The sequence below is a fragment of the Macrococcoides goetzii genome, assembly GCF_002742385.2.
GTDB lineage: Bacteria > Bacillota > Bacilli > Staphylococcales > Staphylococcaceae > Macrococcoides > Macrococcoides goetzii.
This window is the reverse complement of record NZ_MJBI02000001.1, coordinates 744,720-767,474: the sequence shown is the minus strand read 5'-3', so window position 1 is coordinate 767,474 and position 22,755 is coordinate 744,720. Positions and strand designations below refer to the sequence as shown.

23 protein-coding genes are annotated in these 22,755 nt (G+C 34.8%); 19 read left to right on the top strand and 4 right to left on the bottom strand.

Translation table 11 applies throughout. The annotated features are described in order from the left end of the window. Positions 1-70: 70 nt before the first annotated feature. The 4 genes from BFS35_RS04000 to BFS35_RS03985 are packed head-to-tail and all read left to right on the top strand — an operon-like array spanning position 71 to position 3,087. The gene (locus tag BFS35_RS04000) at positions 71-910 is read left to right on the top strand and encodes a formate/nitrite transporter family protein (protein ID WP_099577616.1); all 840 of its coding nucleotides are present in this window, start codon (positions 71-73) and stop codon (positions 908-910) included. Between the two features lie 14 nt (positions 911-924). Further along, complete coding sequence (gene rsgA / locus BFS35_RS03995; RefSeq protein WP_099578582.1) at positions 925-1,800, top strand: ribosome small subunit-dependent GTPase A; 876 nt, start codon at positions 925-927, stop codon at positions 1,798-1,800. After that, positions 1,797-2,444: a ribulose-phosphate 3-epimerase gene (gene rpe / locus BFS35_RS03990; RefSeq protein ID WP_099577618.1), complete on the top strand. Its 648-nt coding sequence runs from the start codon at positions 1,797-1,799 to the stop codon at positions 2,442-2,444. Before rsgA ends, rpe begins: the two co-directional genes overlap by 4 nt. 1 nt (position 2,445) lies before the next feature. Further along, a complete protein-coding gene (locus BFS35_RS03985; protein ID WP_099577620.1) occupies positions 2,446-3,087 on the top strand; it encodes a thiamine diphosphokinase in 642 nt (213 codons plus the stop codon). Positions 3,088-3,142: 55 nt separating this feature from the next. On the opposite strand, the gene rpmB is transcribed toward BFS35_RS03985, so the two are convergent. The 4 genes from rpmB to BFS35_RS03965 form a co-directional block, all read right to left on the bottom strand. Beyond that, positions 3,143-3,331 (bottom strand): 50S ribosomal protein L28, encoded by a 189-nt coding sequence (gene rpmB, locus BFS35_RS03980; RefSeq protein ID WP_096076757.1) that lies wholly within the window; start codon positions 3,329-3,331, stop codon positions 3,143-3,145. An 88-nt stretch (positions 3,332-3,419) separates the two neighbouring features. Then, a complete protein-coding gene (locus BFS35_RS03975; protein WP_099577622.1) occupies positions 3,420-4,439 on the bottom strand; it encodes a hypothetical protein in 1,020 nt (339 codons plus the stop codon). Further along, on the bottom strand, positions 4,429-5,520 hold the full coding sequence (locus BFS35_RS03970) for a hypothetical protein (RefSeq protein ID WP_099577624.1): 1,092 nt from the start codon (positions 5,518-5,520) through the stop codon (positions 4,429-4,431). Before BFS35_RS03970 ends, BFS35_RS03975 begins: the two co-directional genes overlap by 11 nt. Next, a complete protein-coding gene (locus BFS35_RS03965) occupies positions 5,507-6,406 on the bottom strand; it encodes an AAA family ATPase (RefSeq protein WP_099577626.1) in 900 nt (299 codons plus the stop codon). The genes BFS35_RS03970 and BFS35_RS03965 overlap by 14 nt, the downstream gene beginning before the upstream one ends. 199 nt (positions 6,407-6,605) lie before the next feature. On the opposite strand from BFS35_RS03965, the gene BFS35_RS03960 reads away from it, so the two are divergent. The 15 genes from BFS35_RS03960 (at position 6,606) to BFS35_RS03890 (ending at position 22,743) form a co-directional block, all read left to right on the top strand. Then, positions 6,606-6,980: an Asp23/Gls24 family envelope stress response protein gene (locus BFS35_RS03960; RefSeq protein WP_096076753.1), complete on the top strand. Its 375-nt coding sequence runs from the start codon at positions 6,606-6,608 to the stop codon at positions 6,978-6,980. Positions 6,981-6,990: 10 nt separating this feature from the next. Next, positions 6,991-8,634 (top strand): DAK2 domain-containing protein, encoded by a 1,644-nt coding sequence (locus BFS35_RS03955; RefSeq protein ID WP_170137301.1) that lies wholly within the window; start codon positions 6,991-6,993, stop codon positions 8,632-8,634. A 121-nt stretch (positions 8,635-8,755) separates the two neighbouring features. After that, positions 8,756-9,421 (top strand): L-serine ammonia-lyase, iron-sulfur-dependent subunit beta, encoded by a 666-nt coding sequence (gene sdaAB / locus BFS35_RS03950; protein WP_099577630.1) that lies wholly within the window; start codon positions 8,756-8,758, stop codon positions 9,419-9,421. Between the two features lie 10 nt (positions 9,422-9,431). Next, positions 9,432-10,316 carry an L-serine ammonia-lyase, iron-sulfur-dependent, subunit alpha gene (gene sdaAA, locus BFS35_RS03945; protein WP_099577632.1) on the top strand — a complete coding sequence of 295 codons (885 nt, stop codon included), beginning with the start codon at positions 9,432-9,434 and terminating at the stop codon, positions 10,314-10,316. Beyond that, positions 10,291-12,330: an ATP-dependent DNA helicase RecG gene (gene recG, locus BFS35_RS03940; protein ID WP_099577634.1), complete on the top strand. Its 2,040-nt coding sequence runs from the start codon at positions 10,291-10,293 to the stop codon at positions 12,328-12,330. The genes sdaAA and recG overlap by 26 nt, the downstream gene beginning before the upstream one ends. Before the next feature lie 10 nt (positions 12,331-12,340). After that, positions 12,341-13,012, top strand: a complete 672-nt coding sequence (locus tag BFS35_RS03935; protein ID WP_099577636.1) for a class A sortase — start codon at positions 12,341-12,343, stop codon at positions 13,010-13,012. A 112-nt stretch (positions 13,013-13,124) separates the two neighbouring features. Next, entirely contained in the window at positions 13,125-13,697 is a 573-nt protein-coding gene (fapR, locus tag BFS35_RS03930; protein ID WP_099577638.1) for a transcription factor FapR, read from the top strand. Continuing rightward, entirely contained in the window at positions 13,690-14,673 is a 984-nt protein-coding gene (gene plsX / locus BFS35_RS03925; RefSeq protein WP_099577640.1) for a phosphate acyltransferase PlsX, read from the top strand. The genes fapR and plsX overlap by 8 nt, the downstream gene beginning before the upstream one ends. Continuing rightward, the gene (gene fabD / locus BFS35_RS03920; protein WP_099577642.1) at positions 14,666-15,577 is read left to right on the top strand and encodes an ACP S-malonyltransferase; all 912 of its coding nucleotides are present in this window, start codon (positions 14,666-14,668) and stop codon (positions 15,575-15,577) included. The genes plsX and fabD overlap by 8 nt, the downstream gene beginning before the upstream one ends. Next, on the top strand, positions 15,568-16,302 hold the full coding sequence (fabG, locus tag BFS35_RS03915) for a 3-oxoacyl-[acyl-carrier-protein] reductase (RefSeq protein ID WP_099577644.1): 735 nt from the start codon (positions 15,568-15,570) through the stop codon (positions 16,300-16,302). Before fabD ends, fabG begins: the two co-directional genes overlap by 10 nt. Positions 16,303-16,342: 40 nt before the next feature. Beyond that, positions 16,343-16,576, top strand: coding sequence for an acyl carrier protein (locus BFS35_RS03910; RefSeq protein WP_096076743.1), 234 nt, complete (start codon positions 16,343-16,345; stop codon positions 16,574-16,576). Positions 16,577-16,829: 253 nt separating this feature from the next. After that, on the top strand, positions 16,830-17,555 hold the full coding sequence (rnc, locus tag BFS35_RS03905; RefSeq protein ID WP_099577662.1) for a ribonuclease III: 726 nt from the start codon (positions 16,830-16,832) through the stop codon (positions 17,553-17,555). A 1-nt stretch (position 17,556) separates the two neighbouring features. Then, on the top strand, positions 17,557-21,144 hold the full coding sequence (gene smc, locus BFS35_RS03900; RefSeq protein ID WP_099577663.1) for a chromosome segregation protein SMC: 3,588 nt from the start codon (positions 17,557-17,559) through the stop codon (positions 21,142-21,144). After that, on the top strand, positions 21,144-22,409 hold the full coding sequence (gene ftsY, locus BFS35_RS03895) for a signal recognition particle-docking protein FtsY (protein ID WP_099577665.1): 1,266 nt from the start codon (positions 21,144-21,146) through the stop codon (positions 22,407-22,409). Before smc ends, ftsY begins: the two co-directional genes overlap by 1 nt. Further along, positions 22,402-22,743: a putative DNA-binding protein gene (locus BFS35_RS03890; protein WP_099577667.1), complete on the top strand. Its 342-nt coding sequence runs from the start codon at positions 22,402-22,404 to the stop codon at positions 22,741-22,743. The genes ftsY and BFS35_RS03890 overlap by 8 nt, the downstream gene beginning before the upstream one ends. The last annotated feature ends 12 nt before the right edge of the window (positions 22,744-22,755 follow it).

The window sequence follows — 22,755 nt, the reverse complement described above, 5'->3', positions numbered from 1 at the left end:
AAGTTGTTGTATATTAAGTGATAATGCATTAAAATTATCTTGTGAAAAATATCACATAAGGAGAAAAGATATGAAGAATAATAACCAGTCATCTGAACTAGACAACTTTAACTTTCCGGAAACCGAAAAATTTTTTTACGGAAGAAAGTTAATGGATGGGATACAGGACACAGTTTTAACGAAAGAAAGTCTCGTAAAAGATTTTTTTATCAGATATATATTTAGAGCGATGATGGCAGGTTTTATTATCGGATTAATGATAGTATTCACCTGGAAAACGCGCATTGATTTTACGCCATACATTGGTGCAGATCTGGCTAGCCTTGTCGGTGGAATAACTTTCAGTTTTGCACTCATTTTTATTATATTTACCTATTCGGAGCTGCTAACGAGTAATTTTATGTATTTTACAGTTGGTATTTTCTATAAATCAGTGACAGTTCGTCGTGCATTCCTTGTTTTTACACTGTGTTTTCTTGGCAATATGATAGGTGGTATATTGTTGTTTAGTCTGTTAAAATTTAGTACAGTAGTATCAAATGATATGCTTGGATTAATGCATACAATCGTTGATAAGAAGCTTCATTTATCAAATGATGATATTTTTATTCGCGGAATATTAGCCAACTTTTTTATCAATATTTCTATCATCGTAACGATGCATTTTAAAGAAGCTTTACCAAAGATGGTCGCGATGATTATCGGTGTGACGATATTTGCATATATGGGATATGAACACGTTATCGCTAATGGCGTTATGTTTATCTGTTCTCTATTTTATCAATTTAACCCGGAGAACATTTTACCTATGCTAAGAAATTTATTATTTAGTGGTCTGGGTAATTATGTTGGTGGGGGACTATTTATCGGTTTATTCTATGCATATTTAAATGCTCCGAAAAGACATTAATATAAGAGGTGAATATTATTAAAGGTCAAATTATTAAAGCATTAAGCGGTTTTTATTATGTGAAAAGTGAAGATGATAGCGCAATTTATCAATGTCGTGCACGAGGAAATTTCAGAAAAAAAGGTATAACACCATATGTCGGTGATTTCGTGACATTTCAAATAGAGAACGAAAACGATGGTTACATTCTTGAGATTCATGAAAGAAAAAATGCACTGGTACGACCGCCAGTTGCAAATGTAGATCGTGTAATAATCGTCATGAGTGCAAAAGAACCTGAATTCAGTTTAAATTTAGTAGATAAATTTATTACGATTATTGAATCTTATGATGTAGAACCCGTACTTCTTGTGACAAAAAAAGATTTATTAAATGAACAGGAAATTAGTTTTATTACGACACATTTAGACTATTATGAACGAATTGGATATGAAGTAATGTTCGTTTCAAATCTAGAACAACAAAACTTTAATGATTTAATAAAAGGCATCACTGTGCTTGCTGGACAATCAGGTGTAGGTAAATCATCGTTTATCAATGCTTTAATACCAGATGCGAATTTGAATACTGGTGTTATTAGTAATGCGCTTAATCGTGGGAAACATACGACAAGACATGTTGAATTGATTCCATTAGATCATGGCTATATCGCAGATACACCGGGTTTTAGTTCACTAGATTTAGATAATCTTGATAGAAATACCTTAAAATATTGTTTTATTGAATTTGCTGACCGTGCCAATGAATGTAAATTCAGAGAATGTATGCATATCAATGAACCAGGTTGTGCAATTAAGGCTGGTGTTGAAAATGGAGAAATTCTGGAAACAAGATATTTACATTATCAGCAAATGCTAAATGAAATAGACACGAGAAAGGTGAGATACTGATGAAAGTAGCACCAAGTTTACTATCTTGTAATTTTTTAAACATACAGCAGGAAATTAAGCGTCTGGAAGAAGCAGGAGTAGACTATATACATTTTGATGTGATGGATGGCAATTTCGTTCCAAATATTTCTTTTGCTTTTCCAGTCTTAAATCAAATTAGACAAGTTACTGATTTAACGATTGATACACATTTAATGGTTCAGGATCCTGAGCGATACATTCAAACCTTTGCTGAAGCTGGTAGCGATATTATTACCGTACATGTTGAAGCAACAAATCATATTCATAGGGCAATTCAAATGATTCATGATACAGGGAAGAAAGCAGGTGTTACACTAAATCCAGGTACACCTATTGAATCCGTTGTACCTGTGCTTAAGGATGTTGACCTTGTGCTTGTCATGACAGTCAATCCTGGCTTTGGTGGTCAGCAATTTATCGAAAATGGTATTGAGAAAATTAAATTTTTAAAAGACTATAAAGAAAAACATCATCTTAATTATGAGATCGAAGTTGATGGTGGGGTAAACGAAGATACTGCTAAAGCTTGTATTGAAGCGGGTGCTGATGTATTAGTAGCAGGATCATACTTCTTTAAGCATAAAGATTTATCAACACCAACAAGTGTATTGAGAGGTGAGTAATATGGACTTACATATACTTTGTACACATTTAGGGGTATCAAATTCCCTTTTAGAAAAATATCATGATGAAGATTGGATTGGTATTGATTACGGAACAATAATGCTTGTTGATGCAGGTATTCGACCTATAGCAGCATTTGGTGATTTTGATTCTGTGTCTGAGGACGAACGTTTAAGGATTGAAGAAGTAATTGATATTGAATATCTGCCATCTGAGAAAAACGAAACAGATCTTGAAGTTGGTGTACAATATGCCAACGGATTAGGATATGACAAAGTTTATATTCATGGGGCAACAGGTGGAAGGTTGGATCACTTTTTAGGTAATTTACAGACTCTTGTCCATCCGGATTTGTTATTATCTGAAACAGAATTTATTATTGTAGATGCATATAATGAAATACAGGTGTTATCTACCGGTACACATATTATTGAAAGAAGCGAAGATAAAAAATATATATCGTTTATCCCAGTCAATGATGGTGTAGTACTGACAATTGAAGGATTAAAATATGAGACCGACCGTTTAGAAGTAAAAATGGGGTTTACCCGCACAGTAAGCAATGAATTTATAACGGACCGAGCAGAAATAACAGTCGAACAAGGTATGGTCTATATGATTCAAAGTAGTGAAGCTAAATAAGACAAATAAAAAAAGACCTTTCACACAAAGGTCTTTTTTGTATCTATATATTCAATTAAACGCGAGTCACTTTACCTGATTTTAATGCACGAGCTGAAACCCATACACGTTTAGGCTTACCATCAACTAAGATTCTAACTTTTTGTAAGTTAGCACCAAAGCGACGTTTGCTGTAGTTCATTGCGTGAGAACGGTTGTTACCTGAAACTGCTTTACGACCTGTAACATGACATACTTTAGCCATTGTTTTGCCTCCTTTAATAGAATATAGAGATACACTTATCTTTTACATACTATAACAATTTATCACAATCGACTTTTGATTGCAAGATTTATTTATCCATTAATCCATTTTTTACTGCTTCTATATGACTGATAAATTGCTTTCTATTCTCTTTTGTATCTTGCAGGTGATAGTAGCGCATTTCATAGATAAAATCGATTAATGGATTTGCAGTATTGATCTGACTGAAGTTTTGAGCAAACGTTTTATTCGGTTGAATCGGATAGCCCTTTTTAATATAAAGTGATTCCAGTTTTTTAAGATGTTTCATATAAAAAGGAGGTAAATGTTTGTAATCTGAATTTACTGTTTTAAATTGATGAACATATTGAATCTTTCTACTTTCTTGTTGGATTTGTGGTATCTGAAATACATCTCGTCTTTTGTAGAGTATTAACGCGATAATCGAAAGTATTATCGTTGCCAATGCATAAACCCACAAGAAGTTGTCAGGTTCTTTTTTTATTTTTCTCATCGGTTTTGTTTCTATTGAAGGTGATTCTTCCTGCTTTATATCTTCAATCTGCCTAGGATTGATTTTCATCGGCTCATAGTCAATATTTTTCAAAATATTAGAAGGGATATGCATAACAACCGTTTGATATGTTATTAATAAACCTGTTCCGATGATAAACGTTGCGCCCATAATACTTAATAAAGCAATAATCTTTTTATAATCGTTAAATATCGGGAAGAATAAAATGAAAATCATACATACCGCATAGATTGCAGCGAGCACAAAAAAATGTTGATAATAACTTAGAAATAACAATAGATGCACGACAAAGAATGATTGAACGTAATATGCTAGATGCATGTCGTTTGTTACCTGATATAATGCAACTAAACCGTATAATAACATTAAATAAAAATGTGATACATCAAGATAAATACTTGCAATGATACCGATGATTAATGATATACCCAAACTTAATAAAACATTATCTTTCGTATGATATAGCATCAATAACAAAAAAACATGAACGATAAAAAATGAAGAATGAATAAACGTTAAAGGTGATAAAGCAATAAAGAAAATAAAATAATTAAAAATATTTTTATATTGCATCGATTTCACCTCGCTCAAAATAAATCATATGGTGCTTTATTTTCATAACATCACTATCTTTTATTTCCCCGAAATGAATCCATCGGTTTACTTTATGAGTATGAAGCACTTCGTCAACGAGGTTACTGAATTGAAAAGTGTAACTATCCTGATTGAATTCAGCAATTGCCCGATGCATCGCATGCATATCACCTGTGTTTTTTATAGTAATGACAACTGGTTCATCTGAAATGAGGCTCGTTTTTATATTAATCGCAATGAAAAAAGACATGTGCTGTTCGAAATAAGTATAGGCATAATCTGAAAGTGACTTTAGAATTTCTTCGATTTTATGATGGATGTGCTGATTACTTAATACATTTGCGCTAAGCATGATTTGATTTGCTTCATAGACTTCTGTTTGTTTAACGAGCAGCTCATTAGCTTTTAATGATGCATTAAAGTCAATAAGATGGAAAGGCAAGTCATATTGATAAGGCAAATTACTATATTTATCGTTAGAAGGACCTATGACTTTATGACCTGTTTCATCCAGTGACAGCTCGTGCTCAATATTTTTTTGATTATAGGTGCCGTAACTTGCATATAATGTTGATAAAGAAAATGGTTGATCTACTTTATAACGCAATAACTTAAAGAATCCTTCTACTTCAACTTCATATATATATACTTTGAATCTACCGCGCTTATTGACTGTTATCGGTAGAGAAATAACTGTCATTTCGTGAGGTGAAATTTCAGTTTCAATTATTTGAGAACGATTTTGATTTGCGAAATAATTTTGTTCCAGCCCAAAGCGAATTTTTAGCTTTTGTTGAGATTTCGATGTTATGAACACTTTATAATTGAAGATTGAATCAACGAATGGATAAGTGTGTTGCTGATCATCTTCAATTAAAATGGCGTGTTTTAAAGCGAAACGTCTATCTAAAAAAAACAATATATAGATTAATACGATAAAATAAGAAAAGATGAAAAACCTTAAAAATAAACTAGAAATTAATACAAGCATTAGTAATGCATTGACTGGTGCAAGGTTATATACAGGCTTTAAGTTGATATCATTTTTATAATGGAACATGAATATTTCCTAAACATTCATTTAGACAATCAATCTTTTCGTTATGATGTCTAATCTGACTGTTAAACTGAATTTTATGAAGTGCTACATAAGGTAGGACTGCCTGTATATCGTCAGGTATGACATAATTTCTATCGTTTATATATGCATAGCTTTGTGCCATCTGTCTTATTTGAATGCCTGCACGGGTGCTTAATCCTGTAGTGATATTATGATGATTTCTTGTTTCATTCAATATTTGAACGATATAAGTTGTTAAATCTTCATCGACATGTATCTTTTCAATTTCTTTTTGATACGCTAATAATGTTTCTTTATCCATAACATTTTGTATATTGGCAAATTGTTTTAACAATATATTTTTTTCTGCATCAACATCTGGATAAGTTACGTTAATCTTGACGATAAATCTATCCAATTGTGCTTCCGGTAAAGGGTATGTACCTTGATTTGTCTCAATATTGTTTTGAGTACCGATGACAAAAAAAGGTTCAGATAACTCGTGTGTTGTGTCATCAATCGTTACAGTATGTTCCTGCATTGCTTCGAGCAAACTACTTTGTGTTTTCGGTGTCGCACGGTTAATTTCATCGGCAAGTAATATATTAGTAAATACAGGTCCATATTTAATTTCAAACTGCTTCGATCCAGGATGAAAAAACTTTATTCCTGTAACATCGCTCGGTAACACATCAGGCGTAAACTGAATACGATTAAATTGTAGACCTAAAGATTGTGCAATTGTATGTGCGAGTTGTGTTTTTCCGACACCTGGTGGACCTTCCAGTAAAATATGGCCCTTACTGAGCATTGCGCAGTAGATGATTTTTAAACTTTTGGTATGACCGATAAATCCCTTTTTCCATTCCTGTATTATAGTGTTCATCTTATCTCCCTCATTTTTTGAATATTTAGTAAATTAATTATAGCAAAAAGTTATATTTCTGAGTATAATTTTGTCATTTTGTGTGTGATTTACTATTCGTTTATAATAAATTACACAGAATACAATAGAATTCTTGTAATTATCATAAATTATTGATTATAATAATGTGACGAATGTAAAACGATAAGGAGGATGGATTATGACGTTAGAGATAACAAATGAATTAGGCTCTATTGATATTTCAAGTGATGTCATTGCTACAATTGCAGGTGGGACTGCAGTAGAATGCTATGGCATTATTGGAATGGCGAGTAAACATCAGGTAAGAGACGGTATTGCTGATATCGTTGGAAGAGATAATTATTCAAAAGGTGTCATTGTAACGAATAATGATGGTGTGTTAGATGTTGATATGTATATCATCGTTGCATACGGTACAAAGATTTCTGAAATTGCAAATAACGTTCAATCATCTGTTAAATATACATTAGAAAAAACATTAAACTTAAAAGTAAATTCAGTAAACATCTATATACAAGGTGTACGTGTTATTAAACTGGACGATGAAGAATAGGGAGGATAATATAATGAAAACGATTGACGGCAAGCTATTTGCTGAAATGATTATCACAGGAGCAAATAACTTATCTCAAAATGCAGATTATGTAGATTCATTAAATGTCTTCCCGGTACCAGATGGTGACACAGGAACAAATATGAATTTATCAATTACATCAGGTGCTCAAGAAACTGAAGCACATATTGAATCACATATTGGTAATGTTGGGATCGCATTTTCTAAAGGTTTACTTATGGGAGCACGTGGAAACTCAGGTGTAATTCTTTCTCAGTTATTCCGTGGCTTCTCAAAATATATCGAACAAGATGAAGAAATCGATGCGAAGAAATTTGCTAAAGCATTTAAAGCGGGTGTGAAAACTGCTTATAAAGCAGTAATGAAACCTGTTGAAGGTACAATCTTAACAGTTGCGCGTGAAGCAAGTGAAGGTGCAATGAAAGTTGCTGAAGAAACGGACGATTGCATCGCTGTTATGGAAGAAGTAGTTCGTGCAGGTAATGCATCATTGCAACGTACACCTGATTTATTACCAGTCCTTAAAGAAGTTGGCGTTGTAGATAGTGGTGGTCAGGGATTAATGTATGTTTATGAAGGATTTTTAAGTGTGATGAAAGGTGAAGCGATTGCGGCACCTGTTGCCCGTAAAGTGGATGATGACTTTATTAATGATGATCATGACTTTGGTGATGTTGTAAAGACAGAAGACATCGTTCCTGGCTTCTGTACAGAATTTATGGTACGCTTCAAACCAGGAATGAAACCATTTAATGAAGATGATTTCAGAAACGATATGGCAGAATTCGGCGATTCATTACTGGTAATCTCTGATGAAGAAATCGTAAAAACGCATGTCCATTCAGAAACACCTGGTGAAGCGTTAACATATGGTAGTCAGTATGGTGAAATTATTAAGATCAAGATTGAAAATATGCGAGAACAACATAGAGAAGTGTTGCGTAAACGTGGTATACGTCAGGAAGAAACAGCTAAAGTAGAAAAAGCAATTATTACTATTTCTATGGGTGACGGTATTACTGAACTGTTTAAATCAATCGGTGCAACACATGTGATCAGTGGTGGACAAACAATGAATCCATCGACTGAGGATATCGTTAAGATTATTGAGAAAAGCGGATGTAAAGAAGCAATCGTTTTACCGAATAATAAGAATATCATCATGGCCGCTGAACAAGCAGCTCAAGTTACAGATATTCCTGTAAAAGTTGTACCCTCAAAAACGATACCACAAGGTTTAACAGCAATGTTATCATATAATTCTGATGCTTCAATTGAAGAAAATGCACAAAATATGACAGATGCACTGTCTAATGTTAAATCTGGTTCAGTAACTTATGCGGTAAGAGATACTTCAATAGATGGTGTGAACATAGAAAAAGATGCTTTCATGGGTATCAATGAAAGTAAAATTACGGTATCTGATAAAGATCAACAAAAAGTGTGTATTGAATTATTAAAATCTATGCTAGATGAAGACTCAGAAATTGTTACTGTTATAAAAGGAGCAGATGCTTCTGACGCAGATGTTCAGGCGATTGAGTCGTTCTTAGAAGAACATTATGATGATGTTGAAGTTGAAGTTCAGGATGGTAAACAACCGATTTACAGCTTTATGTTCGCTGTAGAATAAATCATATTGTAAAATAAAATCCGAGCAGCTTATTTATCCATGCGGATGATTAGTTTGTTCGGATTTTTCACAATAATGAAGTATTAAATATTCATGAATATAATTTAAAGGGGAAATGGAAATGAAATATAGAAGTGTTTTTGATATTATTGGTCCGATAATGGTTGGACCATCTTCATCACATACTGCGGGGGCTGTTAGAATCGGTCTGGTTGCAAGAGATTTATTTGGTGGAACACCTGCTCAAGCTGACATCTATTTATATGGTTCGTTTATGGAAACATATAAAGGACATGGAACGGATGTTGCATTAGTTGCAGGATTACTTGGCTTTGATACAGATGACAGTCGTATTCCTGAAAGTCTTGAACTTGCTAAACAATCTGGTTTAAACGTAACATTTATTGAGCAGGATGAAGAGAAAAGCCATCCGAATACTGCAGTCATCCATATGAAAGATGGAGATAAAGAATTAACGATAGAAGGTATTTCTATCGGTGGTGGTAAAATTGAAATTGTTGCATTAAACGGCTTCCCGATTACGATTTCAGGTAATTATCCGGCATTACTTGTTTTCCATCAGGATTCATTTGGTACAATTGCAAATGTGACACAAATACTTGGGGCAAACAGGATAAATGTTGGTCAAATGCAGGTATCACGTAAAAACAAAGGTGAAATTGCTTTAATGACTTGTGAACTTGATGATTTAATTGACGAAAGAATTATAGAAGAAATTAGACAATGTAATGGCATATCTACTGTTACTTTAATGTCTGAAGCTTAAGGGGGATAATATGTTTAATAGTGTAGAAGCATTAATAGAACTATGTAAAACTGAAAATATTGCTATATCAGAAGCGATGATACGTCAAGAAATGGAAGTATCTCGTGCGTCACGTGAAGAAGTATTTGCAAAGATGGAACGTAATCTCGTGGTAATGGAGCAAGCTGTTGAAAGAGGTTTAAATGGTGTAAAAAGTCCGACAGGTCTTACAGGAATGGATGCTGTAAAATTACGTGAATATATAGCGCGTGGCAATACATTAAGCGGTGAAACATTACTGGATGCTGTAAGTAAAGCTGTCGCAACTAATGAAGTCAATGCTGCTATGGGTTTAATCTGTGCCACACCAACTGCTGGTAGTGCCGGTGTTGTTCCGGGTACATTGTTTGCTATGAAGACGAGACTGAATCCGACGCGTGAACAGATGATTGAGTTTTTATTTACTACTGGTGCATTTGGATTTATTGTGGCTAATAACGCATCGATTTCTGGAGCTGCAGGCGGTTGTCAAGCTGAAGTAGGTAGTGCTGCTGCAATGGCAGCTGCTGCGATTGTTGAAATGGCTGGTGGAACACCTGAAATGAGTGCGCATGCATTTAGTATCTGTCTAAAAAATATGTTAGGACTTGTTTGCGATCCAGTTGCAGGTCTTGTAGAAGTGCCTTGTGTCAAACGTAATGCAGCGGGTGCATCAAATGCTATCGTTTCAGCAGATATGGCTTTAGCAGGTGTAGAGAGTAGAATTCCTACAGACGAAGTAATTGAAGCGATGTACAAAATTGGACAAACAATGCCGAGTGCATTACGTGAGACTGGTAGAGGTGGTCTTGCAGGCACTAAGACTGGCCAGGAAATGAAGGAAAGAATTTTTGGAAGCAAAACAACAACTCATTAAAGAACAGTCGATTGCTACATTAAAAGGTGTTGGACCAAAAACACTTGAACATTTAAATACATTAAATATATATGATATGGAAAGTTTATTATTATATTTACCATATCGTTACAATGATGAAACAATTATTAATATTCATGACGCTATGGATGGTGAGAAGATAACAGTTGCCGGAGAAATTTATTCTCAGGCAACTGTTGCACATTTCGGCAGAAAAAAATCTAAAGTATCTTTTCATATCATGGTTGATAATGTTGCAGTGCGTGTAGAATATTTTAATCAGCTATATATTAAGCCGCAGGTTGTCGTCGGTGAACAAGTAAAAATAACCGGTAAGTGGATGAGAGGTAAACAAATTATACAAGGTACTGGTTTTAAGAAAATATCAGAGGCCAACCAAAATGATGATCTTGTCCCACAATATAGTCTTAAAGGGCTGATTAAACGCGCTACTTTTCAGAAAATATTGCATAATGCATTATTAACAACTGATTTGCCGCCATTTTTACCGGATTATTTAAAACAAAAATATAAACTTTGGGATTTTAAAGAAGCAGTCGCTGAACTTCATTTCCCAGGATCACATGAGCGTCTTATACAGGCTAAGCGAACATTTGCTTTCTGTGAATTATTATTGTTTCAGTTAAAGATGCGAATGCTGCATCTTAAGGAACATCAATCAAGCAATAGTGATATTCATTATAATATAGATGACGTCAAAACATTTATTCAAACGTTGCCATTTGAACTGACTGACGCTCAAAAACAAGTTGTCAATGAAATATTCCGTGATTTAAAATCACCGATGCGAATGAATCGGTTATTGCAGGGAGATGTTGGTTCAGGAAAGACGGTTGTTGCAGCAATAGCAATGTATGCACTTAAAACAAGCGGTTTACAAAGTGCATTGATGGTTCCAACTGAAATTTTAGCAGAGCAACATGCTGAAAGTTTAAGTGAATTATACGGTGAGACGGTTAATGTTGCGCTATTAACATCATCCATAAAAGGGAAACGTCGAAATATTATTCTTGAACAATTAGCTTTAGGTGAGATAGATGTTTTAGTTGGTACACATGCACTCATTAGTGATCCGGTAAATTTTCATCATCTTGGCCTCGTTATTACAGATGAACAGCATCGTTTCGGCGTGAATCAAAGGAAGTTATTACGCGAAAAAGGTGAAAATGCTAACGTACTATTCATGACAGCGACACCTATTCCACGAACTTTAGCAATTTCTGTTTTCGGTCAACTTGATGTATCTACAATCAAACAAATGCCTAAAGGTAGAAAACCGATTATTACTGAATGGGCAAAACATGAAGCAATAGACACTGTCTATGAGAAAACAAAAAGGCAGATAGAGATTGGGCATCAAGTATATGTTATATGCCCACTCATTGAAGCTTCTGAGCATCTGGATGTCAAGAATGCTACTGAAATATATATGGCTTATCAAGCTATTTTTGGAAAAGACCGTGTAGGTCTCATGCATGGTAAGATGAAAGCTGAAGAGAAAGATAGCATTATGCAGCAATTTGCCACTCATGAAATTGATGTTCTCGTATCAACTACTGTTGTTGAAGTAGGTGTAAATGTTCCGAACGCTACAATGATGATTATCTATGATGCAGAGCGATTTGGATTATCAACATTACATCAATTAAGAGGCCGTGTAGGTAGAAGTAGTCATCAAAGTTATTGTATACTAGTAGGTAATCCAGAAACTGAAACGGGTATCGAACGTCTTCAAATAATGACTCAGACGACAGATGGCTTTATTCTAAGTGAAAAAGATCTGGAAATGCGTGGCCCAGGTGACTTCTTTGGGGTGAAACAAAGTGGTTTGCCAGATTTTAAAGTTGCAAATATTGTAGAAGACTATAGAATGTTAGAAGTAGCAAGAGATGAAGCAAGTGAAATTATTTTAAGCGGAATGATTGATTCACCTGAATTATCGTTTTTAAAACAACGATTAACCGACGAGATACATTCACAAGAAATTGATTAAGGAGCACATGATGGGAAGAATATTACTGAGAATTATTGGCGTACTTTGTATTGTAGCAGCATTGGTTATGTTTTTCTGGCAGAATATCCGTGAGTATTACACTGAAATTGTAAACGAAAAGATTATTACTGCATATGAAAAAAATGAAGATAAACCTAAAGTAAATGAATTGGAAAAATGGATTACGAAGACTGAACCTGATAAATTAAAATTAAAGGCAAATATGTTAGGGTACTTAAAGGTACCGGCAGCTAAAATTAATGAACCGCTACTTAAAGGACCAGCAACACAAAAGAATTTGAAGAATGGTGTGTCTCTTGTGGAAGAAGGAGAAAAGCTATCTGAACAAAATGTAGCAATCGCTGGACATAGAGTGGAAGGTGCAGGCATACGATTCAATTATTTAGATCGTGCCAAAGTTGGAGATACTGTCATTCTGCAGTCACGTGATGGAATTAAAAAGTATCGCATCTATAAAATCTTTAACGTAAAACCAACACAAGTTGGTGTGCTAGATGAAAAGAAAAACGCACTACAGGAACTTACATTAATCACGTGTGATAATTATGATCCACAGCGTATGCTTTTTAGTGAACGCATGATTTTTAAAGCAAAGTTATATGAAGAGAATGGTGAAAAAGTAAAAGCACCACAAAAATCAAATACTAAAAAAGCTGCATAATAAAGATCAGACATTTAAGTCTGGTCTTTTTTCGTATAAAAAGTTGCAGTTAAAATAACAGTTATGTTATATTTACTAGTACTAAGACCAACTACTAAAAGGATTTGTATATATGAAAAAATTAAATAAAAAAGAACGTCAGTCAGAACTCACGAAAAGACTTAATGAAGACCCATTTTTAACCGATGAAGACTTGAGTCGTGATCTCAATGTGAGTATCCAGACAATTAGATTAGATCGATTAGAACAAAATATTCCGGAACTACGCGAACGTATTAAAGATGTAGCAGTAAAACAGCGAGACGAGGTACGTGCATTACCATTAGATGAAATTATTGGTGAAGTCATAGATCTGGAACTTGATAAATCTGCTATCTCTATACTTGATATAAAAGACGAACACGTATTTTATAGAAATAAGATTGCACGTGGACATTACTTATTTGCACAAGCTAATTCATTATGTGTAGCTGTGATTAACGACGAATTAGCACTTACAGCTAAGAGTGAAATTAATTTTAAGAAACCTGTAAAGCTAGGAGATCGTGTCATTACGAAAGCTACCGTTATCTCGAAAGGAAATAAACGTGCTAAAATCGAAGTTGTAAGTACAGTTAAACAGACGACGGTATTTACCGGACAATTTGAAATGTATTATACAGGTGAGGATGAGATAAATGATTAAAATAGCAGTTGATTTGATGGGTGGAGACGATGCCCCTCAAGCTGTATTGGATGGTATTGAACTTTTCTTAAAAGCGTTTAATGATGTTGAGATTCAGGGATATGGCTTACCAGAATATAACACGATTAAACATGATAATTTTAAATTTATTGCTTGTTCAGAACAAATTACGATGGATGATGAACCGGTACGTTCAGTACGCAGGAAGAAAGATGCATCGATGGTACGTGCTGCAGAAGCCGTTAAGTTAAAAACAGCTGATGCATGTGTTTCTGCAGGTAATACTGGTGCATTAATGTCAGCAGGTTTATTTATTGTTGGCCGTATTAAAGGCATAGAGCGTCCAGCCTTAGCCATGACGATGCCGACGATTGATAATAAAGGCTTTATGTTACTTGATATGGGAGCAAATGCTGATGCAAAACCTGAACATCTAGTACAATATGCAAAGATGGCAAATATCTATGCGAAAGCAAATCGTAAAATCGCTAATCCGACCATTGGATTAGCCAATATTGGCACTGAAGATAAAAAAGGAAATACATTGACGAAAGAAACATTTGCATTACTAAAAGCTGAAAATACAATAAATTTTATTGGTAATGTAGAGCCTAAAACGCTATTGAATAGCACGGCAGATATCGTCGTAACAGATGGTTTTACCGGAAATATCATATTAAAAACACTAGAAGGTACGGCTAACAATATTTTTAAAATGTTAAAACAAACGTTAACAAGCAGTACTAAAAATAAACTCGCAACAGCAATTATAAAGAACGATTTGGCAAAACTAAAAGGTAAGATGGATTATTCTGAGTATGGTGGAGCTGTATTGTTTGGTGTGAATGGTCTTGTAATAAAGGCACACGGATCTAGCGATAAAGTTGCGATTTATAATGCACTGCGTCAGGCTCGAATTGCCGTTGAAGAAGATGTCGTATCAACATTGACGAAAGAGGTAGGAACAGATGAGTAAAGTATTGATGTTTCCTGGACAAGGCTCGCAGTACACTGGAATGGCAAATGATATCTATAATGATCCAACAGGTAAGTCATTATTAAATGACTTAAATGCAGTTCTTGATGAAGATATTATTGCAATCATGGAGAGTGGAGAAAAATTAGCTGAGACAGAAAATACACAACCTGCAATCGTCATGCATAGTATAGCTGCACTGAAACTTGCGCAGTTAAACGCTGATTATGTAATTGGCCATAGTTTAGGTGAATATGCAGCACTTGTTGCAGCAGAAGTCATTTCACCGATAGATGCTGTGCGAATCGTACGCAAACGTGGTCAATTGATGCAGTCTGCATTTCCTCCGGGCGTTGGTTCAATGGCAGCGATAATGGGGACAGACCGAGACATTATCGAAAAAGTATGTCAAAGTTTATCAAATGACAATGAAAAGATAGATATTGCAAATTTAAATTGTCCTGGCCAAATCGTCGTTGCAGGTCATAAGACATTGATCGATAAATTAGTTGAAGCGAAAGCAGAGCATCAAATAAAGAAGATTATTCCTTTAAATGTTACGGGTCCGTTTCATTCAAGCTTAATGAAAGTTATTGAAAGTGAGTTTAGTGCATTTTTAGATACAATTGATTTTAGTGATGCATCAATTCCAGTTATCCAGAATGTGACAGCATTACCTGTAACAGATAAAGACGAAATCAAAGCAAATTTAGTGAAACAATTGTATTCTCCAGTTGAGTTTACCGCTTCTATAGAATATTTGCTAGCACAAAATGCAGATACATTTATAGAGGTAGGTCCAGGAAAAGTATTATCTGGATTAGTGCGAAAGATATATAGAAATACAAATACGTTACAAGTGGATACACTTGAACAAATCAATGAGGTGAAGTCATGGCATTAGCAATTGTAACAGGAAGTTCAAGAGGAATAGGTGAAGCAACTGCAATTAAACTTGCTGAAGATGGATTCGATGTTCTCGTGAACTATTCAGGTAATCAGGAACGTGCAGAAGCGGTTGTTGCAAAGATTGAAGCATTAGGACAAAAAGCGATTGCTGTTAAAGCGAATGTCAGTGATGCTGAAGAAGTTAAAGAAATGGTACGTATTGCAATTGAAACTTTTGGTTCAATTGATGTCGTTGTCAATAATGCAGGGATAACACGTGACAATTTAACAATGCGTATGAAAAGTGAAGATTTTGATGATGTTATTGCGACAAATTTAAAAGGTGTATTTAACGTTGTGCAATCGGTAACACGACAAATGCTTAAGCAACGATCAGGCGTCATTATTAATATGAGTAGTGTTGTTGGTGCTTTGGGTAATGCCGGACAAGCGAACTATGTTGCAAGTAAAGCAGGTGTTGAAGGTTTAACGAAAACATTTGCTCGTGAGTTTGCTAGTCGTGGCGTGCGAGTAAATGCTGTAGCTCCTGGCTTTATTGTAAGTGATATGACAGATAAATTAGGTGCAGATTTAGTAGAAGGTATGAAACAGCAAATTCCACTTGGTACACTTGGTGAAGTGAATGATATTGCTGAGGCAGTGAGCTTTCTTGCAAGTAATAAAGCAAAATATATCACGGGTCAGACATTACATGTAAATGGTGGCATGTTTATGAACTAAGGGGTAAAATAATATAGGATATTTTAAGGAGGTGAAACACATGGAAAACTTCGACAAAGTAAAAGAAATCATCGTTGATCGCTTAGGCGTTGATGCGGATAAAGTTACTGAAAATGCTTCATTTAAAGATGATTTAGGTGCTGATTCTTTAGATATCGCTGAATTAGTAATGGAATTAGAAGATCAATTTGGAATGGAAATTCCGGATGAAGAAGCTGAAAAAATCAACACAGTTGGTGATGCAGTTAAATACATTGAATCTTTAGAAGCTTAATCGTAGGAAGAGGCTGGGACAGAAGTGTTCTGCCACAAGCAAAAACCGGACAAAACTAATAAATCACTCTTTGATTTATAGTCTTAGTTCGGTTTTTGTCGTAGGGGCAACTTTTGTTTCGCCGTTTAATCTGTTAAACAGAAGAGGGATAAGCTTATGTCTATCCTTTTTTTTAGAAATCTCATATATTGCTTTTTTTATAAATCGTTTTAACGTAAAATATAAAGAGTGTAACCTGAAAAGGAGGAAAAAAATGAACAAAAGACTAGCAATTATTGAGAAGTTTAAGAAAAAAATTAACATAACGTTTGAAATGCTGGATATTGTACCTCAAGACATCACGATTTATACGCAGGCGTTTTCACATTCTAGTTTCATCAATGATTTTAAACTAGATAAAGTGAATGATAACGAACGTTTAGAATTTTTAGGTGATGCGGTGTTAGAATTGATGGTCTCACAATATTTATACAAAGAGCACAGTCATTTACCAGAGGGTAAATTAACGAAGTTACGTGCAGCAATCGTATGTGAACCTTCACTTGTGACATTTGCGAAACAATTAGGATTTGATCAATTGATCCTTCTTGGTAAAGGAGAAGAAAAAACTGGTGGCAGAACCCGTCCGTCATTAATTGCTGACGTATTTGAGGCTTTCGTTGGTGCATTATATTTAGATTTAGGATATGATGCAACGTTAAAGTTTTTCAATCAGTTTATTTTTCCGAATATTACTGAAGACTTAATTGAAGGCATATTAGATCATAAGACATTTTTACAGGAATATATTCATAAGACGAAAAATGTTCAGGTGACATATCAATTGATTAGTGAAGAAGGTCCAGCACACTTTAAAACGTTTACTTCGGTTGTCTGTATCGAAGGTGAGCGTTTAGGTATCGGAAGCGGAAGAACGAAGAAAGAATCAGAACAGAAAGCGGCGCAGGATGCGTTAGCAATTCTGATGGCAGGAGCGTAATATGGTTTATTTGAAACAAGTCTCTGCATATGGCTTTAAATCATTTGCAGATAAGACAACTGTTAATTTCGATTCGGGTGTAACAGCAATAGTTGGACCAAACGGTTCAGGAAAAAGTAACATTACGGATGCAATTAAATGGGTGTTAGGTGAACAATCAGCAAAGAGTTTACGTGGCGCGAAGATGGAAGATGTAATATTCTCCGGTGCACAGGATAGAAAGCCACAAAATTATGCTGAAGTTACACTTACGATGGATAATCACAAACGCATGTTAAACATAGATGCTGATATTGTAGAAGTAACACGTAAATTATATCGTAATGGTGATAGTGAATATTTATTAAATAAACAAAAAAGTCGTCTTAAAGATGTAACGGAATTATTTTTGGATAGTGGACTAGGACGAGATGCATTCAGCATGATTTCACAAGGTAAAGTCGATCAAGTATTAAACGCAAAACCAGAAGAACGCAGACAATTAATTGAAGAAGCGGCTGGTGTATTAAAGTATAAAAAACGCAAAAAAGAAACAGAATCCAAACTCGAAGATACGAATAATAATTTGCTGCGTGTTCATGATATCATTTACGACCTAAAAGATAGAGTGGAACCATTAAAGATTGAAGCCAGTATCGCTGAAGAATATTTAGCACTTTCTGAAGAAATGAAAGATGCTGATATACAAGTGACAATTGCTGATATTGAAACGACGCGACAAGACTTTACGAAATATGAAAATGAAATCAATGAATTTAATGGTTTGATTCAGTTTAAAAAAGAAAAAAGTGAGCGTATTAATGAAAGGTTATCACATCATAAATCAGAAAGAAAAACACTTCAGGAAAGCATTCATACTTTGAACCAATCGCTTCTCTCAACGACTGAACAAATTGAACGATATATCGGTCAGGTAAACGTTCTAAAAGAACGTTTAAGCAACCAGAATGAATCTTCAGCGAAACGAAACGAACGTTTAAAAAAATATAATGAACAGTTAACAAATGAATTAGCAAGAAAAGAAGAAATTGAAGCGAAGATTCAAACTTTATCGGTGAGTAAGAAAGCGTTAGACCGTCAATTAAAAACGCAACAAAAGGAATTAGCAGAACTGGATTCAGATATTGAAACGTTGATTGAAGAAACACGTGATAGCTATTATGAAAAGTTAAGCGAGCAAACTGCACTGTCGAATGAAATAAAACTTATTGAAAAAGAAGTCGAGCAATTTAATCAGAAACAATCGAAACAACAAACTGTCAATAATAATGTAGAACAAGACTTTGAAGCGATTCAGCATACAATAGGACATTTGAACAATACAATTATATCCAAGACAAATGACCTTGATAAATTGCGAGAAGATTATAAACGGGCACTTTCTCATATAGAAACCAGAAAAGCAGAATATAATACCGCGCGGGAAAAATATTCACAAGCACGCCGTTATATTGAAGATTTAGAGCGTAAAAGAGAACGCTTAACATTAATGCAGGAAGAGTATCAAGGGTATTATCAAGGTGTCCGTATGTTGTTAAAGCATAAAGATCAATTAAATGGCATCCACACTACTGTATTAGATGTCATTGAAATAGATGCACAATATAATGATGCGTTAGATAGTGCACTTAGTGCTAGCTTACAACATATTATCGTAGATGATGAACAGGCGGGACGTGCAGCAATTCAATTTTTACGCGATAAAAAGTATGGCAGAGCAACATTTTTACCGCTCTCAGTGATTAAACCGAGATTAATCACACATGAAGTCCGTCAAATGGTAAACAATATGCCAGGTTTTATTAATACTCTGAATGAACTGATTCAAACAGAGCAAACGTATCAATCAATTATTGATAATGTATCAGGAAATGTACTTGTTTGTGATACTTTGAAGCATGCTAATGATATTGCGAAAGCAATTGGATATAAATATCGTATCGTAACATTAGATGGGGATATTGTTAATCCAGGCGGATCAATGTCTGGAGGAAGTAAAAATAAACCGACGCAAGCTTTAACAGCACGAAATGATTTACAAGTGATAACAAATCAACTTGCAGAATTTAGAGCATCTACAGAGCAACTAAAAAAACAGGTTGATACTTTATCAGAAATGATAACAACTGAAGAAATGAAAGTGAACCAGTTGCGTATTGATGGCGAAACATTGCGTGATGATGTGCATCAACTGAAATTGTCATTAGAAGAAGCAACTGCAAAAGAACGCCGACTAAAATTGATGCATGAAGAAGTGGAATCATTAATGAAAGAGTCTGAATACATTGCTTCTAGACAACAGCTTATTAAAGTGCATCGCGAAACGATAAAGGCAATCGAATTAGAACTGGTTAATTTAAATACACGTATTCAAAATTTTAATAATAATGCGACCGACAAGAAGTCAATTGAAAAAAAATTAAATGATAATATTAATGATTCGAAAAATGAACTTGCAGTATTAACAACAAATATTACGCATCAGACTGATATATTAAATGAACGTATAGCTCAAATCAAAGATATACAAGCAGAAATAGATGCCCTTCATCTGGATGCAAATCAAATAAATGTAGCAGCTGTTGAGCAGGAGATTATTGCTAAAGAAGAAACATTAAGAACATTATCTGAAGAAAAATTAGCAATTGAGTCGCGTATGCAGACTGAAGATGAAAATTTATCTGAACTTGCATCATCCATTGATAATATGGATAAAGAATATAATGAATTATTGCGTCAGATTAGTGGTATTGAGAATGGAGTAGGTGAATTAAAAGGGAAGCATTCCAGATTAAATGTTCTGCTGGACAACCTAATTAATCATTTACTTGAGCAATATCAAATGACATTTGAAGCAGCAAAAGATTATGTTTGGGAAACGCTCGGTGTTGACGATGTCTTCCAGACCGATTTAGAACATCTACGCAAGCGAGTTCGTTTAACGAAGATTTCTATCGAAGAACTCGGTAATGTTAATTTAAATGCGATTGAGCAATATAAGGCAGTCGGTGAACGTTATGAATTTTTAATAAATCAGGAAGCTGACTTATTAGAAGCGAAAGCAAATTTAGAATCGATTATTCATGAAATGGATGATACAGTTTCTGTTCGTTTTATGGAAACGTTTGAAACTGTATCTCATGCATTCGAACGTATATTTAAACAGTTATTTGGTGGTGGTACTGGATTATTACAACTTACAAGTGAAGATGTACTGACTGCGGGTATCGATATATTTGTTGAACCACCAGGGAAACGACGTCAAAATTTAAGTCTTTTGTCAGGTGGGGAACGGGCGCTGACTGCGATTGTATTATTATTCTCAATTTTACAGGCAAGAAGCGCGCCATTTGTTATACTAGATGAAGTAGAAGCGGCACTTGATGAAGCAAACGTTAATCGTTTTGCTGATTTCCTGAATACTTTAACACATGAAACGCAGTTTATCGTTATTACGCATCGAAAAGGAACAATGGAAAAAAGTGATCGTCTTTACGGTGTAACAATGCAAAATTCTGGTATTACACAGCTTGTGAGCGTAAATTTAAAAGATTTAGATGATAAAAAACTAAAGGAGCTGACTAAATAATGAGTTTTTTTAAGAAACTTAAAGATAGATTCGTCGCAAAAGAGGAACCGAAAGATATGCAAGATGACTTGCAGCCTTTAGATGATATCGGCACGCAGGATATCGATCCTCAAAGTGAGAGTCAAACGAAGACGTTCGACCATAAACCTGTTGATGTATTTGAGCAACCCAAGCAACAAACGAAGTCACAGCCAAAAAAGCAATCCAACGGATGGGAATTTGACTTTGAAGATGATGATTTAATTTCTATAGAAGAGTTCGAAGAATGGGAATCACAACAACTAGGTGCGAAATTCCGTGAAGGTTTAGAGAAATCTCGTGAAAACTTCCAGAATAAATTAAATGATCTGTTAGCGATGTATCGTACAGTAGATGAAGATTTCTTCGAGGCATTAGAAGAAATGTTAATTCAAGCCGACGTTGGATTTAATACAGTGATGGAACTTGTAGAATCATTACGTATGGAAGCGAAACGCCAGAATATCACTGAAACTGCAGATTTACGTGAAGTTATCGTTGAAAAAATTGTAGAAATTTACGAGCAGGAAGACGATGAACTTCAAAAGATGAATATTCAGGAAGGCGAGTTAACGGTTATTTTAATGGTTGGGGTAAACGGTGTTGGTAAAACGACAACAATCGGTAAGCTCGCACACCGCTATAAAGCGCAAGGTAAACAAGTAATGCTTGCAGCAGGAGACACTTTCCGTGCCGGAGCCATTGAACAATTACAAGTATGGGGAGACCGTGTTGGTGTCGAAGTCATTAAACAGAAAGAAGGATCAGATCCAGCGGCTGTTATGTATGATGCAGTAAATGCTGCGAAGAACCGTGGCGCAGACATTTTAATTTGTGATACGGCAGGTCGTTTGCAAAATAAAGCGAACTTAATGACAGAGCTTGAAAAAGTGAAGAAAGTATTATCAAAAGCAGTACCAGGTGCACCCCATGAAGTATTATTAGCACTTGATGCAACGACCGGACAAAATGCTTTAGTTCAAGCGAAAGCTTTTAAAGAAGTAACAGATGTGTCAGGTATCGTGTTAACTAAATTAGATGGTACCGCAAAAGGTGGTATCGTACTTGCTATCCGTAATGAATTACACATTCCTGTTAAGTTTGTCGGACTAGGAGAAAAGCTGGATGATTTGCAACCGTTCGATGCAGAAAGTTATGTATACGGATTATTTGCTGATATGATTGAACAATCTACAGAAGAAGAAAATAAAGCAGCAGAAGTATTAAAGGATGCTCGAGATGAGTAGTGATTTAGTTAAAACGATGCGTATGAATTATTTGTTTGATTTTTATCAGTCATTATTAACTGATAAACAGCGCAATTATTTGGAGCGTTATTACTTACTGGATGAATCACTTTCTGAAATTGCAGAAACTTTTAATGTGTCACGTCAGGCTGTTTATGATAATATTAGACGTACTGACGAATTATTAGAAGAATATGAGACGCGTCTAGGCTTATATGGAAAGTTTGAAGAAAGACAACAATTAATCAGTAGTATTCAATCAGAGTTAGCAAAGGAAACAATTAATAAAGAAAAGATTAATCAATATATTGAAGCACTACAGAAAATAGAATAAGGGGGTCATTGT

Bases quoted from the DNA above. Each gene is read 5' to 3' on its own strand.
- BFS35_RS04000 (WP_099577616.1), top strand. From the start codon at position 71: ATGAAGAATAATAACCAGTCATCTGAACTAGACAACTTTAACTTTCCG.
- BFS35_RS03985 (WP_099577620.1), top strand. From the start codon at position 2,446: ATGGACTTACATATACTTTGTACACATTTAGGGGTATCAAATTCCCTT.
- rpmB (WP_096076757.1), bottom strand. From the start codon at position 3,331: ATGGCTAAAGTATGTCATGTTACAGGTCGTAAAGCAGTTTCAGGTAAC.
- BFS35_RS03975 (WP_099577622.1), bottom strand. From the start codon at position 4,439: ATGCAATATAAAAATATTTTTAATTATTTTATTTTCTTTATTGCTTTA.
- BFS35_RS03970 (WP_099577624.1), bottom strand. From the start codon at position 5,520: ATGTTCCATTATAAAAATGATATCAACTTAAAGCCTGTATATAACCTT.
- BFS35_RS03965 (WP_099577626.1), bottom strand. From the start codon at position 6,406: ATGAACACTATAATACAGGAATGGAAAAAGGGATTTATCGGTCATACC.
- BFS35_RS03960 (WP_096076753.1), top strand. From the start codon at position 6,606: ATGACGTTAGAGATAACAAATGAATTAGGCTCTATTGATATTTCAAGT.
- sdaAB (WP_099577630.1), top strand. From the start codon at position 8,756: ATGAAATATAGAAGTGTTTTTGATATTATTGGTCCGATAATGGTTGGA.
- sdaAA (WP_099577632.1), top strand. From the start codon at position 9,432: ATGTTTAATAGTGTAGAAGCATTAATAGAACTATGTAAAACTGAAAAT.
- BFS35_RS03935 (WP_099577636.1), top strand. From the start codon at position 12,341: ATGGGAAGAATATTACTGAGAATTATTGGCGTACTTTGTATTGTAGCA.
- fapR (WP_099577638.1), top strand. From the start codon at position 13,125: ATGAAAAAATTAAATAAAAAAGAACGTCAGTCAGAACTCACGAAAAGA.
- plsX (WP_099577640.1), top strand. From the start codon at position 13,690: ATGATTAAAATAGCAGTTGATTTGATGGGTGGAGACGATGCCCCTCAA.
- fabD (WP_099577642.1), top strand. From the start codon at position 14,666: ATGAGTAAAGTATTGATGTTTCCTGGACAAGGCTCGCAGTACACTGGA.
- fabG (WP_099577644.1), top strand. From the start codon at position 15,568: ATGGCATTAGCAATTGTAACAGGAAGTTCAAGAGGAATAGGTGAAGCA.
- BFS35_RS03910 (WP_096076743.1), top strand. From the start codon at position 16,343: ATGGAAAACTTCGACAAAGTAAAAGAAATCATCGTTGATCGCTTAGGC.
- rnc (WP_099577662.1), top strand. From the start codon at position 16,830: ATGAACAAAAGACTAGCAATTATTGAGAAGTTTAAGAAAAAAATTAAC.
- smc (WP_099577663.1), top strand. From the start codon at position 17,557: ATGGTTTATTTGAAACAAGTCTCTGCATATGGCTTTAAATCATTTGCA.
- ftsY (WP_099577665.1), top strand. From the start codon at position 21,144: ATGAGTTTTTTTAAGAAACTTAAAGATAGATTCGTCGCAAAAGAGGAA.
- BFS35_RS03890 (WP_099577667.1), top strand. From the start codon at position 22,402: ATGAGTAGTGATTTAGTTAAAACGATGCGTATGAATTATTTGTTTGAT.